This window comes from Haloferax gibbonsii ATCC 33959 (assembly GCF_000336775.1).
Lineage (GTDB): Archaea > Halobacteriota > Halobacteria > Halobacteriales > Haloferacaceae > Haloferax > Haloferax gibbonsii.
This window is the reverse complement of record NZ_AOLJ01000020.1, coordinates 1-14,708: the sequence shown is the minus strand read 5'-3', so window position 1 is coordinate 14,708 and position 14,708 is coordinate 1. Positions and strand designations below refer to the sequence as shown.

Genomic DNA, 14,708 nt, shown 5'->3' with positions numbered 1-14,708 from the left:
GTCGAGCGCGCGGTCGAGGTAGGCCACGTCGTCCTCCTCGCGGGCGAGTTCGACGAACCCCTTGGCGACGTTGAGGGGGTTTCGGAGGTCGTGGGAGACGACCGACGCGAACTCCTCGAGGCGGTCGTTCTGCCGCTGGAGTTCGCGCTCGCGTCGCTGGCGGGCCAGCGTGTGGGTGACGTTGTTCGCGACCGACCGCAGGAGGTCGACCTCGGTGTCGGTCCACGACCGACTCGTCTCGACCACGTCGAAGACGACGAAGCCGACGAGCGCCCACTTCGAGACCATCGGGACGGCGACGAAGCCGCCGGTCTCGGCGTCGGTGAGCACGCGCTTCGTGTCCGACGCCTCGGGCGGGAGGTCCGAGACTCGGTGGAGCCGAACGTTTTCGAAGCGATGGAGCCGTTCGACCAGCCAGCGAGCGTCTTCGAGGGCGACGCGCGCGGGATGCTCGCGCGGGTCGCCGCCGCGCCAGTCGTGCATCAGCGCGGCGACGTTCGTCTCGTCGTCGTAGAGGTAGACCGAACAGCGGTCGAGGTCGGCCACCTCGCCGACGGACTGGAGCGTCCACTCGATTTTCGTGCCGATTTCGTCGGTCTCGGCGCTCATCAGCGACGTGGACGTGTCCAAGACGGCGTCTTTCAGGCGCGTCTCGTAGCGCAGGCGGTTCCGGCGGCGGCGGCGCTCGGTCACGTCCTGTAGCGTGCCGATGACGGCGGGCTCGTCGTCCTCGGTGGGACGGAGCGCGAGGTGACCCTCGCACAGGAGGTCGTCGTCGTGCGGATACGCGGGACCGGGCGAGAGCACCGTCTCGAAGCGTTCCGTGTCGGGAGCGTCAGGGGCGACGACCCGCTCGAAGGCCGCGCGAATCTCGTCGTCGGACTCGGCGGCGAGGTCGGCGAACTCGCGGCCGATAATTGCTTCCCGGTCGTAGCCGGTGAGCTCGCAGAAGACGCCGTCGGCGGAGGTGAAGCGACCCGACGAATCGAGCGAGTAGACGCCGCTGTCGAGCACCTCGATGGCGGTGCCGTACCGCTCGGAGGCCGCCTTCGCGCGGTACTGCGAGACGGCGTTGACGACCCGGTTGGCGAGGACCGTGTACTGGTCCGTGCCGGTGTCTTTCTGCATGTAGTCGGTCGCGCCGACGCGGAAGGCGTCGCGGGCGACCTCCTCGGAGCCTTTGCCGGTAAAGAGAATGAAAGGGAGGTCGGGGTGTTCGGAACGGACCGCGCGGAGGAACTCCAGCCCGTCGATATCGGGCATGTCGTAGTCCGACACGACGCAATCGACCTGTTCCTGTCGGAGTCGTTCGAGGGCGTCCGCCCCCGAGTTCGACGTCGAGACCGACAGGTCGACGTCGCCGGCCTCGCGTTCGAGGTAAATCGACACGAGGTCCGTCAGACTGGGTTCGTCGTCGACGTGGAGGACACGTACGTCTGCCCCCGACCCGTCGTCCATACGGAGTAGCGACCGCTCACCGTAATGAGCGTTGTGACGCGGTTATCAGCGCCGATAACTAACTCGGGGGCGAGAGACGAACAGGCGCTTCGCCGGACGGCCATTCGGAGGCTGGACAGCCCCCTCGTGGCGGGACAGGTCAGGACGCGCTGACGTAGATACCGCCGAGGACGACCGCTCCGCCGAGGACGGTCGGGAGCGTGGGAATCTCACCGAGGAGAAAGAGCGCGAGAATCGTACTGCCGACGGGCTCGCCGAGAAGAGAGACGGAGACGACGCTCGATTCGAGGTGGGCGAGCGCCCAGTTGATGACGGTGTGTCCGAAGATACCCGGGCCGACCGCCATCCCGAGAAACAGGAGCCACTCGCGGGCCGGATAGCCGGTAAGCGGGTCGCCGCGGCCGACCGCGACGACGAGGAGCGCGGCGGCACAGACCGTGTAGACGACGACCACGTAGGGGACGAGCGAGACCCTGCTTCGGACGCTCCGGCCCGTGAGGACGTAGGCGGCGGCCGTCACGGCACCCACGACCGCGAGCCCGTTTCCGAGAAGCGGGCGCGGCGCGCCGCTGGCGGTGAGGAAGTCGGAGACCGACATGAGCACCATGCCCGCGAGCGCGACGCCGATGCCGACGGCGGTGCGGCGGCTCACGCGCTCGTCGAGGACGGCCCACGCGCCGACGGCGACGAACAGCGGTTGGGACTGTACGAGCGTGACGCTCGCGGCGACCGTCGTGTGGTTGAGGCTCTCGAACCACGACGCGAAGTGGGCCGCGAGCGCGACGCCCGCGCCCCCGGCCGCGAGGAGGTCGCGCCCCGAGATGGTCGCCAGCGCGTCGCGGTGGCGGACGAGCGCGACCGGCGCGAGAAGAGCCACGGTGAACAGGACCCGATAAAAGGCCTTTATCAGGCTCGGCGCGGCGCTCCAGCGCACGAGGATGGCGCTCGTGCTGACCGCGAGGACGGCGATGCCGAGGCCCGCGAGCGGCGAGATGGGAGCGTCGGAGTCGGGCGTTGACACACCCCCACGTCGCGGGGGGTCCGCTTACCGTTTGTGGGTCTCGGTGAGTCGCAGCCGGCCGGCGAGAAGCGGGGACAGGAACGGGTCGGGAAGCGGGGACGGGAACGGGGACGGGTTTTCCCCGACAGCGCTACTCCTTCCGGGCTCGAATCAGCGCCTTCGGGTTGGCGAACGAGACGACCTCGTCGCCGTCGAACACCACGTCGAACAGCGCTTTCGCCTCGTCGGGCGCCTCGCGGAAGCGGCGTTCGAGTTCGGCCCGGTCGTCGGGCGAGACGTTCGTCCGCTCGGTCCACGGGTCGAACTCGAGGCGTATCGCTGCGGTCTCGACCGCTTCGACCGACAGGCCCGCGGCCTCGAGCCACTCGCGCCACCGCGAAACCGGGTGGAGTTCGACGTGGGTCGGGTCGCGGAGCACCTCGACGCCGTTGAGGAACTCGGCGAGAGTCGCGTCCTCGGGCGCGACGTTGTCCTCGAAGGCGAGGACGCCGCCGGGTTCGAGGACGCGCGCGACCTCCGCGACGAACGACTCGGGGTCGGGGAAGTGGTGCGCGGCGATTCGGCAGGCGGCCGCGTCGAAGGAATCGTCCGCGAAGGGAAGGCGCTCCGCGTCGGCGACGACGCCCGTGACGGGGTACTCGCGGACCGCGGTGGCGACCATCTCCGGAGCGGCGTCGGCCGCGACGACCGAGGGAACGCCGGCCTCGGCTATCGCGCCCGCGGTGTGACCTGCCCCGGTCGCCACGTCGAGCGCGCGGGTCGCGCCGCGGCACCACGACGCGAGCGTCTCGCGGTCCTCGCCGAGGCGGTGGACCTCGCTGTCGAAGTACGACTCGGCGGCGCTCCCGAACTGGGCGGCGGTTCGGCGTTTCTCGTCGCTCATGAGGCGAGGTTCGCGGAGGGCGGTGAAAAAGGGGAACGGGGAGACAGGTCGAACGGCGGGCGGAGTCTATTCCCGTCGGCGGCGCACGGGGCGACGCTACGCCGCGTCCGCGTCCACGTACTCCGGGCGCTCGGCGTACGGGATGGGGTCGCGCTCGCCGAGGTTCTGGAACGCCTGCAGGCGGAACGCACAGGAGTCGCAGGTGCCGCAGGCCGGCTCCTCGGCGCGGTAGCAGGACCACGTGTGCTCGAAGGGGACGCCGAGTTCGAGGCCGCGGCGGGCGATGTCGGTCTTCGAGTCGTGGACGAAGGGAACTTCCAGCGAGATGGTCGTGTCGGGCTTCGTGCCGACGTCGACCATGGCCTCGAAGGCGTCGAAGAACTCGGGGCGGCAGTCGGGGTAGCCCGAGTAGTCCTCGGAGTGCGCGCCGACGAAGACGGCGTCGCAGTCGTTCGCCTCGGCGTACGAGACGGCCATCGACAGGAGGTTGGCGTTGCGGAAGGGGACGTACGAGGTCGGAATCTCGTCGGCGTCCATGTCGGCGTCGGCGACGGCCATCGAGTCGTCCGTGAGCGACGACGCGCCGATTTGCTTCAGGTGGCTCGTCTCGATGTGGAGGAAGTCGCGGGCGTCGAGTTCGTCGGCGAGCGCGCGGGCGCAGTCGAACTCCTTCGACTCGGTCTTCTGGCCGTAGGAGGTGTGGAGCGCGTAGAGTTCGTAGCCGCGTTCCTTCGCCTCGTAGGCGGTCGTCGCGCTGTCCATGCCGCCGGAGAGGAGGACGACGGCGCGTTTCTCGTCGGACGTGGTGTCTGTATCGGTATCGGTAGTCATCGTTGTCGTGGAATGATTCGGGGTTCGTTCGGAGTGTGTTCGAGGTGCGTTCGGAGTGTTTTCGGAGGTTCTCAGGTCTCGGGCGCGTCGTTCCAGAGGTCGACGTGGAGTCTCGGCGTGTAGCGGTAGCCGAACGCCGCGGCGAGGTCGGCGACCTCGGTCCGGGTCCGAGCGAGTTGCTCGCGGGTCTGTCCTTCGGGCATGAGCAACACGTCGCTGTCGCGGACTTCGCGGGCCGCAACGCCGCGCACGTCGGCGACGAGCGACTCGATTTCGTCGATGTCGTCGCGGCCGGTGACGACGAACTTCAGTTGGAAGTCCGCCGCGTGTTCGACCAGCGAGGCGAGCGCGTCGAGGTCGACGCGGGCGTTCTCGTGTCGCTCGGTCCAGACGCCGGGGTCCACGTCGGCCGGGGCGTTGTCGGGCGTCGGCGTCGACGACGCGAGTTTCGGGCTGATGCTCGCCAGGTCGACCGGCGCGTCGGTTTCGAGCGTCCCGTTCGTCTCGACGGTCAGGTGGTAGTCGTCGGCGAGCGCCGACAGGAGCGCGTCGGTCTCGTCGTGGACGAGCGGTTCGCCGCCGGTGACGACCACGTGCTCGGGAGAGCGCGACTCGACCTCGGCGACGATTTCGTCGAGGCTCATCCACGCGTGAGTCGGCTCCCACGAGGTGTGAAACGAGTCGCAGAACCAACAGCGGAGGTTACAGCCGCTGGTGCGGACGAACGTGCTCGGAACGCCGGCGAGTTTGCCTTCGCCCTGTAACGACGCGAACAGCTCGTTTATCGGGAGGCGGTCGCCCTCGGCGTCGGTGTCGTCGCGGGCGACGGTGTCGGAGACGGGCATCAGAAGCCGGCGCAGAGTTCCGAGGTTTCGCTGACCGAGACCGAGACCTCGGAGACGTTGTCGGGAAGCACAGACAGAAGCTTCTCTTCGAGCACGACGGCCATCATCTCCGCCGTCGGCGGCGCGTCGAGGACGACCGTCCCGTCGGCGTCGCCGGAGCGCTCGAACGCCTCGACGAGCGGGTCGCCGGACTCGACGAGGAAGCGGTGGTCCCACTCGTCGATGACGTCGGTCACGACGCCCTTGTCGACGACCCAGCCCTCGTCCGTGAGGTCGCCGACGACGCGAACCGAAATCTCGTAGTTGTGCCCGTGCGGGCGGCTACACTTGCCGTCGTGGTGGAGGAGGCGGTGGCCGGCGCTGATGCGGATGGGCCGGTCGCGACCGATGTGGAGGACGCGCTCGCCTGCTCGGGACAGCGGGGTCTCGTCGTCGGCTTCCGCCGACCGTGCGTGCTCTAGTGTTCCCCGAGGCATATCCGAGGATTATCACGAGAGTATTTAATTCTCCTGTCTCGGCTCTGTGGGTCGAATTCAGCGACTCACGAGCCGCGGACCACCCGGAAAAGGAACCATGCCGACGGTAGATGACCGCCCGAAGACGAGCTGAGTGGACGCGGTCGAGCTACGGTTGGTTCGCGATTGCCTCGCGCCACTGGTCGGGGACGCGGGTCGGGCGGCCCTCGCCGTCCATGGCGACCTGGACCGTCTCCCCGGTGGCGACGACCTCGCCCTCGTAGGAGAGCGTGTAGTAGATGGGGAAGCTCTTGCCGCCGGGGTCGCCGGCCTCGACTTCCACCTCGACGGTACCGACGCCCTCGATGGGCGCGCGGTAGTCGAGTTCGAGGTGCGCGACGACGATGTGCGGATCCGAAAGCGGCGTGTCCATGACCTCCTCGAAGAAGCGGACGCGGGCCTGCTCGCAGTAGGTCGCGTAGACGGCGTTGTTCACGTGTCCGAACGAGTCGTGGTCGTGGAACCGGACTTCCACCTCGGCGACGAAGCTCATTGCGGTGCGCGACACAGGCGAGAAGTATAGCACCGACGGTTTGTCTCCGGCGGACCCGGTGAACGAAAGCGGACGAGGGGACGGGTGAGAGGAGAGAGACGAGTGAAGAAGACAGCGGGGCGAGTGAGGGGAGGAAGACGGACCGCAGACGCCTCAGTTCGCCGTCCGAGCGGACTGGTCCGCCGGAGCGGGCCGTCGACCGTGGAGTGCGACGGCCTTCCAGACGTTCGAGCGCGAGCCGGCGCGGACCATCTCGACCGGAACGCGAGCGCCCTCGGAGAGGGACGCCAGGGTGTCGCGGATGCGCTCTGACTCGTAGGCCACGAGGTGGCGCGTTTCGTTCGTCTCGTGCAGTTCGACCGTCATCGTCTCGTGGTCGTTCATCTCGACGCGGACGTTCACCAACACCGGCGCGGACGCGAGGGTCACCATCACGCTCACCTACGAATCCGCCCGGCATAAGCCGTTATAATACTGATATCTTCGGGTATGGAGTCTACATAGACGACGAGAGAGCCACGACTCGGAGGGTGACCAGCAGGGGTACAGCCATATCGAGTCGGGCCTAACGACCGGCTGATGGACGACCCCGAGTCTCGACCCGAGCGCGACCCGGCCGGTCCGACCGTCACGGTCCGCGTCCGCGACACCGACGGCAAGCGCGTTACCGACCTCAGCGTCGAACGCGGGACCGTCCTCCGCGACGCGCTGCTTGAGGCCGGCATCTCGCCGTACGCGCGGCTCACGAAGCGTGCGAACTGCGGCGGACGCGGCCTCTGTGCCACGTGCGGCGTCCGGATTCGTTCGGGCGAACCGACAGCCCACCACTGGCACGACGACCTCGCGGCGCGGTTCGGCTACCCGCGCCTCTCCTGTCAGATTCGCGTCGACGAGTCGATGACCGTCGAGTTGGTCGAGAAGACGGTGTGGGGTGGGCGGGAGTGACAGACGGTATATCCCCGATTTGAAGCTGATAAGTCGAACCCCGATTTGAACTCACTCGCAGCGCTTCGCGTTGCTCGCTGCTCAAATCGTGTCGAGGAGTCCGTCACATGCAACACCGCTCGCTGCGCTCGCGGGTGTTGAAGTTCAGTCCGCTCTCCCCGATTTGAACCCAGTCAGACGACGCGTTCACTTCGTTCACGCGCTGCGACTGACCTGCTCAAACCGGCTCGACCGGATTTTGCAAGCAAAATCCGCTCTCCCCGATTTGAACGGGGGACAAGCCGATCTACAGTCGGCTGCTCTGCCAGGCTGAGCTAAGAGCGGTNTTGCAAGCAAAATCCGCTCTCCCCGATTTGAACGGGGGACAAGCCGATCTACAGTCGGCTGCTCTGCCAGGCTGAGCTAAGAGCGGTCAAGAGAATCTCAATCTACGGTTAGACTTAAGAATTCTCATTCCGGGCGGCCAAGCGCCCGACGACGGCGCGGTTACTCGTCGGACATCGCCGACTCCGAACCGTCCGCAGACGCTGACTCCTCGCCATCTGAGTCGGGGTCACCGTCACTCGCCTCGGTGTCGAGGTCGTCAGAACTCGTCTCGCGGACGCGAATCCCCTTTCCGGCGAGGTGTTGCATCTGGCGCTGGGCGAAGTCCTCCTCGCTGGTCCCGCGGGTGGCGAGCACGTAGACGAGCGCGCTCCCCGTCGGACGCATGGTTCGACCGGCGCGCTGGGAGCCCTGCCGACGAGAGCCGCCGAGGCCGGAGGCGACGATTGCGAGCCCGGCGTTCGGGAGGTCGATACCCTCGTCGCCGATGCGGGAGATGACGAGCGTGTCGAGGTCTCCGTCTCGGAACGCCTCGAAGTACGCCTCGCGGCGGTGGTGACGGGTCTCGCCGCTGACGAAGGGGACGTCGAGCGCCTCTGAAATCGCCTCGCCCTGGTCGAGATAGTCGACGAAGACGAGCGTCTTCGAGTCGGCGTGGCGGGCGCGGAGCCGACGAATCTCGAATATCTTCCCGGGGTTCATCGCCGCGAGCATGTGCCGCTCGCGGCCGTCGCTGGAGGCCCACTCGTTTCTGGCCATGTCGTCGCCCCAGCCCACGTAGCGAATCTCGACTTCCGGCTCCTGAACGTAGCCGGCGTCGAAGAGCTTCCCCCAGTCGGTCCCGATAGGCGGACCGATGAGCGTGAAAATCTCGGCCTCCTTGTCGTCCTCGCGGATGGGCGTCGCCGACAGTCCGAGACGGTGCTTAGACTGGAGGTCGGCGCTCCGCTGGAAGACGCGACTGGGGATGTGGTGGGCCTCGTCGTAGATGATGAGCCCCCAGCGACGCGAGTCGAAAAGCGAGCGGTGGCGGTCCATCCCGGCGGTCTGGTAGGTCGCGATGGTGACGGGTCGAATCTCCTTCGCGCCGCCGTGGTACTCGCCGATTTGGTCGGCGTCGAGGTCGGTCGTCGAGAGGAGTTCCTCGCGCCACTGGCGGGCGAGTTCGCGGCTCGGGACGAGAACGAGCGTCTCGCCGCCGACCGCGGCGAGCGCGCCGATACCAGCGATGGTCTTCCCCGCACCGGGCGGACCCACGAGGACGCCAGCGCGCTGGTCGACGAATCGGTCGACCCAGTCTCGCTGGTAGTCGCGGAGGTCGACGTGAAGCGAGACGTCGAGTTCCTCGCCCTCTTCGAGGTCGCGGTCGTCCTCGACGGGGTACCCCGAATCGTAGAGGATGCGCTTTATCGCCGCGATTTCCTCGTCTCTGACCCACGCCTCCGTGTCCGAGATGGGCGCGTAGACGTGGTCGTCGTCGAGTTTTTGGAGGGCGACGTTGCCCATGAGGCTCTCCGTGGCCGCTTCGAGGACGGTGTACCCCTCCTCGTGGGAGTAGAGGCGGAACTGGTGGGCGCGCTTCCACTGGTCTTCGACCCACGCTTCGAGGTGCGGCGACCGCTCGGGGAGGACCGACCGGAGCATCGAGAGGAGCGAGTCGACGTCGTCGAAGGGCGCTTGCCACACGTCTTCCTGCCGGATTCGATAGAGGTAGCCTCGGCCTCTTCCCTCGCGGTCGCCGGTGGTATCGACGAGGTGCGCGAACTGTGAGAGTCGCGCTCGCGTGTACTGGGTCGGGTTGTCGACGACGATTTCGCGACGCTTCGGGAAGAGGACGACCCGCTCCCGCGAGGCGAGTTCGCCCCACTCGGTCGGATACCAGACGGTCGGGTCGGTCTCGACGTTCACCCGCTGGACCCGACCGGCGTCGGCGAGCGCGTCGAGTCCGTCCATCGCGTCCGCCTGCGAGACGCCGAGACGCCGCGCGACCTGCTGGGCGGTCACGACGGGTCGGCCCTCTGATTCGAGCGCCTCGTAGAACGACGCGAGCGAGACGCCGTCGTCGCCCTCGCTCGCCCCCTCGGCGGCGGGTGGCGACGCGTCGGTCGCGTCTGCCAGTCGGTCGAGCACGTCTGCGGAGGCGTCGGCCTCGTCGGTCTCGGCGTCTCCGTCGGGAGGACTCGGGTCCCCGTCCTCGGCAGTCATCGAAGGCGGGTACGGCCGCGACGGGGAAACGGCTTGCGACACCGAGAGCGACTCGCACTATCGAGAACGAGGCGGTTTCGACTATCGGGACGTACTCGACTGCGCCGGTGCCATCCGGTCGAACACGGACCTGAAGTCGTCGCTGACGGTGAGGAACTCCGGGAACTCCTCGAGCGTCCGGACGCCGTCGAGGTAGACGTATTCGACCGGTTCGGGCGGAATCTCTTCGAACACCTGAACCGGACCGCGTTCGGTGAGGCCGACGAACGGACGTCCCTCGGGGTCGGTCTGCGGAGTCAGTTCGTGTTCGAGGTACAGTTTCGCCATCGCGAGCGCGCTCGCGAGCGGGACCTGTCCGGGGGTCAACTGCCACGTGACCCCGCGGTCTTCGTAGTGGACGGTGGTCACGTAACCGTCGTCGAACCGGAAGCAGTCGACTCGCTCTCCCGAACGAGACCACCGCGTCTCCGTCGAGCGGGAGCGTTCGAGGGACCACTCTCGGTCGTTCCCTCGGCCCGACACGGCTTCGCTGAGGCGCACCCACACGCGACTGAGCGCACGCATACGGTATCGGTTCGTTCCCCTGGGTAATTGCATTGACGCCACGCTATCGACACAGTCCGTCGCGGGAGAACGTTCCGAGCGCGGACGAGCGGGGGTGCGCGTGAGTCGCATGCACACCTCGTTTCCGGTGAACGAGAGGACGAAACGCGAGTCGTAGACCTCGACAAAAGTCGGCGACTGCAGTCGGTCGGCACCGGTCAGTTACCGACCCGTTCCCGCGGGAAGTACCACACCTCGCTTCCGGTGAATCGCAACTCCGCGTGAGACGGTCAGAGACACCACGTTTCCGGTGAATTGGTCGAAATATACGAGGCTGAAATCCGACCTCGACGGCGAGGATACCTCGAACCGCGAGTGTTGGGACCGCCGGTCGAGACCGATGGCTGACCGTCGCGTCGTCCGAACGCCGCATCGGCTGAACGTCGCATCAGCAGCCGTTGCAGCGGTGGTCCCGCTTCGAAGTCAGCCGATTCCCGAGTCAGCCGCTGCCAACCGACCGAGCGGAGAACGTAGCAGCGCTGACAGACACCACGTTTCCGGTGAAATACGACGCGGTGGAGGGAGGCAGTAATCACGTCGGAATAGGTGTCGACTCGCTGGTGAGCTACGGGAACGGAGTCACGCGCACACCACGTTTCCGATGAACTGGCCCGAGCGTCTCTCGGTAGGGAGCGCGCCGAACAGCGGCAGGTGACGCCCGTTCCTTCTCCGTGGTTTTCGGCCTGAACTGAATCGGTCCACTTATTACCAGCACACCACGTTTCCGGTGAAATACGGCGCGAGAGACGCTATACCATCTATATCGGCTCGACCCTCCGGAACGGTGTGAGACACCGCGTTTCCGGTGAGCGACTGGACTGTGTCAACTTCCGCCGGTCAACTGACCACTTTCTCCGTGTCGGTGGTAGAGGAGCCCACGTATAACAATAGTTAAATAGTTTATTTGTGTTACCGACCATTGATACACTCGCAAACACGACTATACTCGAAACTCGAGTATTAGTCGACCGGAACGAAACGTCCTGAGACGCGTGTTCTCGGTGTTCTAACCGCTCCTATCGGAGCTCGCGGGTCTCTGAGAACCTGTTCTACCGGTCGTATCGACGGTTACCGCGGGCGACGTTCATTGAGTTCTGTCACGGCGACAACGAGCACGTTCAGGGTAGCTACCACCGATATTGCCGGACTCTCGGGGCTCGCCTTCGTTTTCGTCCTCGTCACTGGACGAGAGACGAGCCGAGATTCCTCGACCCTCGCCGGGTCAGGTAGACTCCCTCACACCGTGTTTCCGGTGAATCAATACCTGCGTTTCGTGTGGACGGGAAACCGGGGTTCGTGGTCGTTCACCGGAAACGTGGTGTGTGTGTGCTGGGTCGAATGGTAAGTCCTTTCACCGGAAACGTGGTGTGTTGCGAACATGCCTAACGCCAGCGACGACCTCTTCACCCGGGAGGACCCCATCTTCGCCAACAAGGAGTTGTTGGAGATAAACCACCTCCCGGGGGAGGGTCGCATCGTCGGTCGCGACGACGAGATCTCGGATCTCGCGACCGCGGTGAACCCCGCCATCTTCGGACAGAGCCCGAGCAACGTCCTTATCTACGGGAAGACGGGGACGGGGAAATCGCTCTGTGCGAAGTACGTCTCCCAGCGACTCGTCGAGACGGCCGAAGAAGAGGGAGTGAAAGCGACGTTCGCCTATGTTGATTGCGCGCAGGACACGACCGAGACGCAGGCCGTCCAGACTATCGCCGACAGCGTCAACGACACCGCGATTACCGGAATCAAAGTCCCCGACAAGGGACTCTCGACGTCGACGTACTACAAACGACTGTGGCGCATCCTCGATTCGCTGTACGACGTCGTCCTCATCATCCTCGACGAAATCGACAAACTGAGCGACGACGACATCCTCATGCAGCTCTCGCGGGCGGGAGAGGCCGGCAAAATCGCCGGCTGTAAGCTCGGCGTCATCGGAATCAGCAACAAGATCCAGTACAAAGACCGGATGGACGAGCGGGTGAAATCCAGCCTCTGCGAGCGCGAATTCGTCTTCCCGCCGTACGATGCGAACCAACTTCGCGACATCATGGACGCGCGGAGCGACGCGTTCCGCGACGGCGTGTTGGACCCGTCGACGATTCCACGGGCCGCGGCGCTCGCCGCCCGCGAGCACGGGGACGCGCGGAAGGCTATCGACATCCTGCGATACGCGGGTGAGATTGCCCAATCTATGGGGGCGAGCACGGTCAGAGAGAACTTCGTCACGCAGGCGCGACAGCGCGCGGAGACCGACCGCTTCCGCGAGTTGATTCGCGGGTCGACGCCGCACTCTCGCTACGTGTTACAAGCGCTGGCGATCCTCTCGCTTTCGAACCAACAGCAGGACGGCTTCCGGACGAGTCGCGTCTACGAGGTTTACGAGAACATCTGTCGGCAGCAAGGTTCCGATAGCCTGTCGCTTCGGCGGGTCCGCGACCTGCTGAAAGAACACGCCTTTCTCGATATCATCGAACAGTCGAAACACAGCGGCGGAAGTGCGGAAGGAAGCTACACCAAGCACCAACTGCTCGAAGACCCGGACGTAGTGAAAGACGTTCTCACCGAGAACGCGGACACCTGACGGGGAATCAGGGGACCGACCGAAAGCACGTAAGGGCCGAATCGCCTAGTGGGGGACGCTGCACCGCTGCAAGTACACCTCTGTCGAGCGACCTCTTATATTTTATTGCAGTAGTATGTGATTGGAATTATCACGTGTGACCGGACCGGTCACACCATCGGTTGTCGAGGGCGAGTCACGATTCCAGTTGTTCGAGCGGGATTGATGTCGAACAGACGGATTCGTACAGGCTCTCGACCCACGAGACGACCTCCGGGGCGTCACCGTCGACGAGGGACGTCAGGTTACCGTGTTCGTCGTAGGCAGAGACGACTCCGTGGCCGTCGACTAGTAGGAGGCCGAAGTCGAGGTCTTCGTCGGTGACTCGGAGTTCGAACTGGTCGAGGTCCTGTGCGCGCTCGAACGACTCGGGGTAGGCGTCCATCGACCGTTCGAGGACGTCGCGGTCGACGACGAGTTCCATCCGCGTGTCCGGGCCCAATACGTCTTTGGCCGACTCGTTGAACACCCGACTCACGATGGGCGTGACACCGCGGAAGCGGTCGACCGGCTCGTTTCCGACGATGGTCAGGTATCTGTTGAGCGGTGCGTGAGGGTCGTTGTCGGCAGCGGTGGTGATATTCATCTGGCTGAGGACGCCGGGCGGTGCGCCCTCACAGATTTCCGCGGCGTTCGCCAGGAACTCGCTCATTCTATCGGCGCACTCGACCGTACCGATGAACTCCGCGTACTGGTCGTGGACCATCACGCCGCCCGCGGTGAGATGGTAGACACCCTCGGTCTTTTTGACCCATCCGCGGTCACAGAACCCTGCCAGTGTCCGCTGTGCCGTCTCCCTCGCACAGTCACAGATGTCCGCGAGGTCAGTTGGCCGACGCGGCTCGACTGCCAGCGCTTGGAGAATAGCCTCCCTGCTTTGCGACCCGACGAGGAACGCAACGTCCTCCCGCGCACTCATGTGCCATCCGTTAGACTGTTCCGTATTTTACACTTGCGGGTGTTCAGGTCCGTAACGCGGCGAAAAATCGATAGTTCGGGAGCGTCTATCCGAGCAGTCCGAGCGCGTCGATGCGCTCGACGATCTCTTCGACCGCGGTCTCCGCGTCGTCGGTCCGCTTTCCGCCGGTAATGACGATTTTCCCGGAACCGAAAAGCAGGATGACGACCTTCGGCTCGTCCATCCGATAGACGAGGCCGGGGAACTGCTCGGGTTCGTACTCGACGTCTTCGAGACCGAGTCCGATAGCCAGCGCGTTCAGGTTCAAGTTGTGTCCGAGGTCCGCGCTGGAGACGATGTTCTGGACGGTTATCTCTGGCTCGTCATCGACGGGAATCTTCAGCTCGCGGAGCTTGTCGAAGATGATTCCGAGTGCGTCGTGCACGTCGTCGATACTCTTTGCGCCCGTGCACACGATCTTCCCCGAGCGGAAGATGAGCGCAGCGGCTTTCGGGTCCTGGGTGCGATAGACGAGGCCCGGGAAGTTGTCCGGGTTGAAATCTGCACCGGGGAGGTCGTCGGCGAGGGCTTCGAGGTCGAGCTCCTGACCGATCCCGGTCGATGCGACTACGTTCTGAATCTCGATGGAGTCTGCCGGCCCACTCATTGCTCGCACGTGAATCGTACCTCCGGCCTTATAAAGCGACCCGTTATAAACCGACTTCAACGGGTCGATTCTATCGACACCTCGCACGCACGCGAAACTAATACATTGATTTCTCGCTCAGTCTAATTGATGTCACAACTGACCGCGCGTGAAGTTATGGCACGCCTCGTGTCTATTTTTCTCACAGAGCCACTAAATCAACGGGGTTAAATGTATCCCCGGCATTCGGATTAATGCGAAGAAGCGCACGGGGGCACTCCCCCCGAAAGCTTCCACCGAACGCCCCGACCCCAAGGTCGTCAGGCGCTCACCGGGATGACACACCTTCCCGGGGGTCGCCACGATACGACGGCCTTAAGTGGTCCAAGGCATTTCGGATGAATGCGAACGACACACC

The 14,708-nt window shown here is 65.2% G+C and carries 14 protein-coding genes and 2 tRNA genes; 2 read left to right on the top strand and 14 right to left on the bottom strand.

Features of this window, described 5'->3' with window-relative positions:
* From C454_RS13810 to C454_RS13775, 8 genes are all read right to left on the bottom strand, one after another.
* Nucleotides 1-1,458: response regulator (locus C454_RS13810; protein WP_004976548.1), on the bottom strand; the 1,458-nt coding region annotated here is incomplete at its 3' end.
* 139 nt (nt 1,459-1,597) lie between these two features.
* A complete protein-coding gene (locus tag C454_RS13805) occupies nt 1,598-2,479 on the bottom strand; it encodes a DMT family transporter (RefSeq protein ID WP_004976546.1) in 882 nt (293 codons plus the stop codon).
* A 130-nt stretch (nt 2,480-2,609) separates the two neighbouring features.
* Nucleotides 2,610-3,362 carry a class I SAM-dependent methyltransferase gene (locus C454_RS13800; protein WP_004976545.1) on the bottom strand — a complete coding sequence of 251 codons (753 nt, stop codon included), beginning with the start codon at nt 3,360-3,362 and terminating at the stop codon, nt 2,610-2,612.
* A gap of 96 nt (nt 3,363-3,458) precedes the next feature.
* Entirely contained in the window at nt 3,459-4,193 is a 735-nt protein-coding gene (queC, locus tag C454_RS13795) for a 7-cyano-7-deazaguanine synthase QueC (RefSeq protein WP_004976544.1), read from the bottom strand.
* Nucleotides 4,194-4,264: 71 nt separating this feature from the next.
* A complete protein-coding gene (locus C454_RS13790) occupies nt 4,265-5,038 on the bottom strand; it encodes a 7-carboxy-7-deazaguanine synthase QueE (protein ID WP_004976543.1) in 774 nt (257 codons plus the stop codon).
* Nucleotides 5,038-5,514, bottom strand: coding sequence for a 6-pyruvoyl trahydropterin synthase family protein (locus tag C454_RS13785; protein WP_004976542.1), 477 nt, complete (start codon nt 5,512-5,514; stop codon nt 5,038-5,040). Before C454_RS13785 ends, C454_RS13790 begins: the two co-directional genes overlap by 1 nt.
* Nucleotides 5,515-5,662: 148 nt before the next feature.
* Complete coding sequence (locus tag C454_RS13780) at nt 5,663-6,046, bottom strand: acyl-CoA thioesterase (protein WP_004976541.1); 384 nt, start codon at nt 6,044-6,046, stop codon at nt 5,663-5,665.
* A gap of 153 nt (nt 6,047-6,199) precedes the next feature.
* Entirely contained in the window at nt 6,200-6,478 is a 279-nt protein-coding gene (locus C454_RS13775; RefSeq protein ID WP_004976540.1) for a hypothetical protein, read from the bottom strand.
* Nucleotides 6,479-6,625: 147 nt separating this feature from the next.
* On the opposite strand from C454_RS13775, the gene C454_RS13770 reads away from it, so the two are divergent.
* On the top strand, nt 6,626-6,991 hold the full coding sequence (locus C454_RS13770) for a 2Fe-2S iron-sulfur cluster-binding protein (RefSeq protein ID WP_004976539.1): 366 nt from the start codon (nt 6,626-6,628) through the stop codon (nt 6,989-6,991).
* A gap of 250 nt (nt 6,992-7,241) precedes the next feature.
* Here the strand turns inward: C454_RS13770 and C454_RS13765 are convergent.
* The 4 genes from C454_RS13765 to C454_RS13750 all read right to left on the bottom strand — a co-directional run bounded on the left by C454_RS13765 (nt 7,242) and on the right by C454_RS13750 (nt 10,084).
* Nucleotides 7,242-7,315: transfer RNA gene (locus C454_RS13765), tRNA-Tyr, on the bottom strand.
* Between the two features lie 14 nt (nt 7,316-7,329).
* A tRNA-Tyr gene (locus C454_RS13760) sits at nt 7,330-7,403 on the bottom strand.
* A gap of 74 nt (nt 7,404-7,477) precedes the next feature.
* Nucleotides 7,478-9,520, bottom strand: a complete 2,043-nt coding sequence (locus tag C454_RS13755) for a DEAD/DEAH box helicase (RefSeq protein WP_004976538.1) — start codon at nt 9,518-9,520, stop codon at nt 7,478-7,480.
* 81 nt (nt 9,521-9,601) lie between these two features.
* Nucleotides 9,602-10,084: a hypothetical protein gene (locus tag C454_RS13750; RefSeq protein ID WP_004976537.1), complete on the bottom strand. Its 483-nt coding sequence runs from the start codon at nt 10,082-10,084 to the stop codon at nt 9,602-9,604.
* 1,417 nt (nt 10,085-11,501) lie between these two features.
* Here C454_RS13750 and C454_RS13745 point away from each other — a divergent pair.
* A complete protein-coding gene (locus C454_RS13745; protein WP_004976536.1) occupies nt 11,502-12,707 on the top strand; it encodes a Cdc6/Cdc18 family protein in 1,206 nt (401 codons plus the stop codon).
* 175 nt (nt 12,708-12,882) lie between these two features.
* Here C454_RS13745 and C454_RS13740 read toward each other — a convergent pair whose 3' ends face one another.
* Together C454_RS13740 and C454_RS13735 are read right to left on the bottom strand one after the other, a co-directional pair.
* Nucleotides 12,883-13,665 (bottom strand): helix-turn-helix transcriptional regulator, encoded by a 783-nt coding sequence (locus C454_RS13740; protein ID WP_231608251.1) that lies wholly within the window; start codon nt 13,663-13,665, stop codon nt 12,883-12,885.
* Between the two features lie 85 nt (nt 13,666-13,750).
* Nucleotides 13,751-14,311: a TATA-box-binding protein gene (locus tag C454_RS13735; RefSeq protein WP_004041616.1), complete on the bottom strand. Its 561-nt coding sequence runs from the start codon at nt 14,309-14,311 to the stop codon at nt 13,751-13,753.
* Between the last annotated feature and the right edge of the window lie 397 nt (nt 14,312-14,708).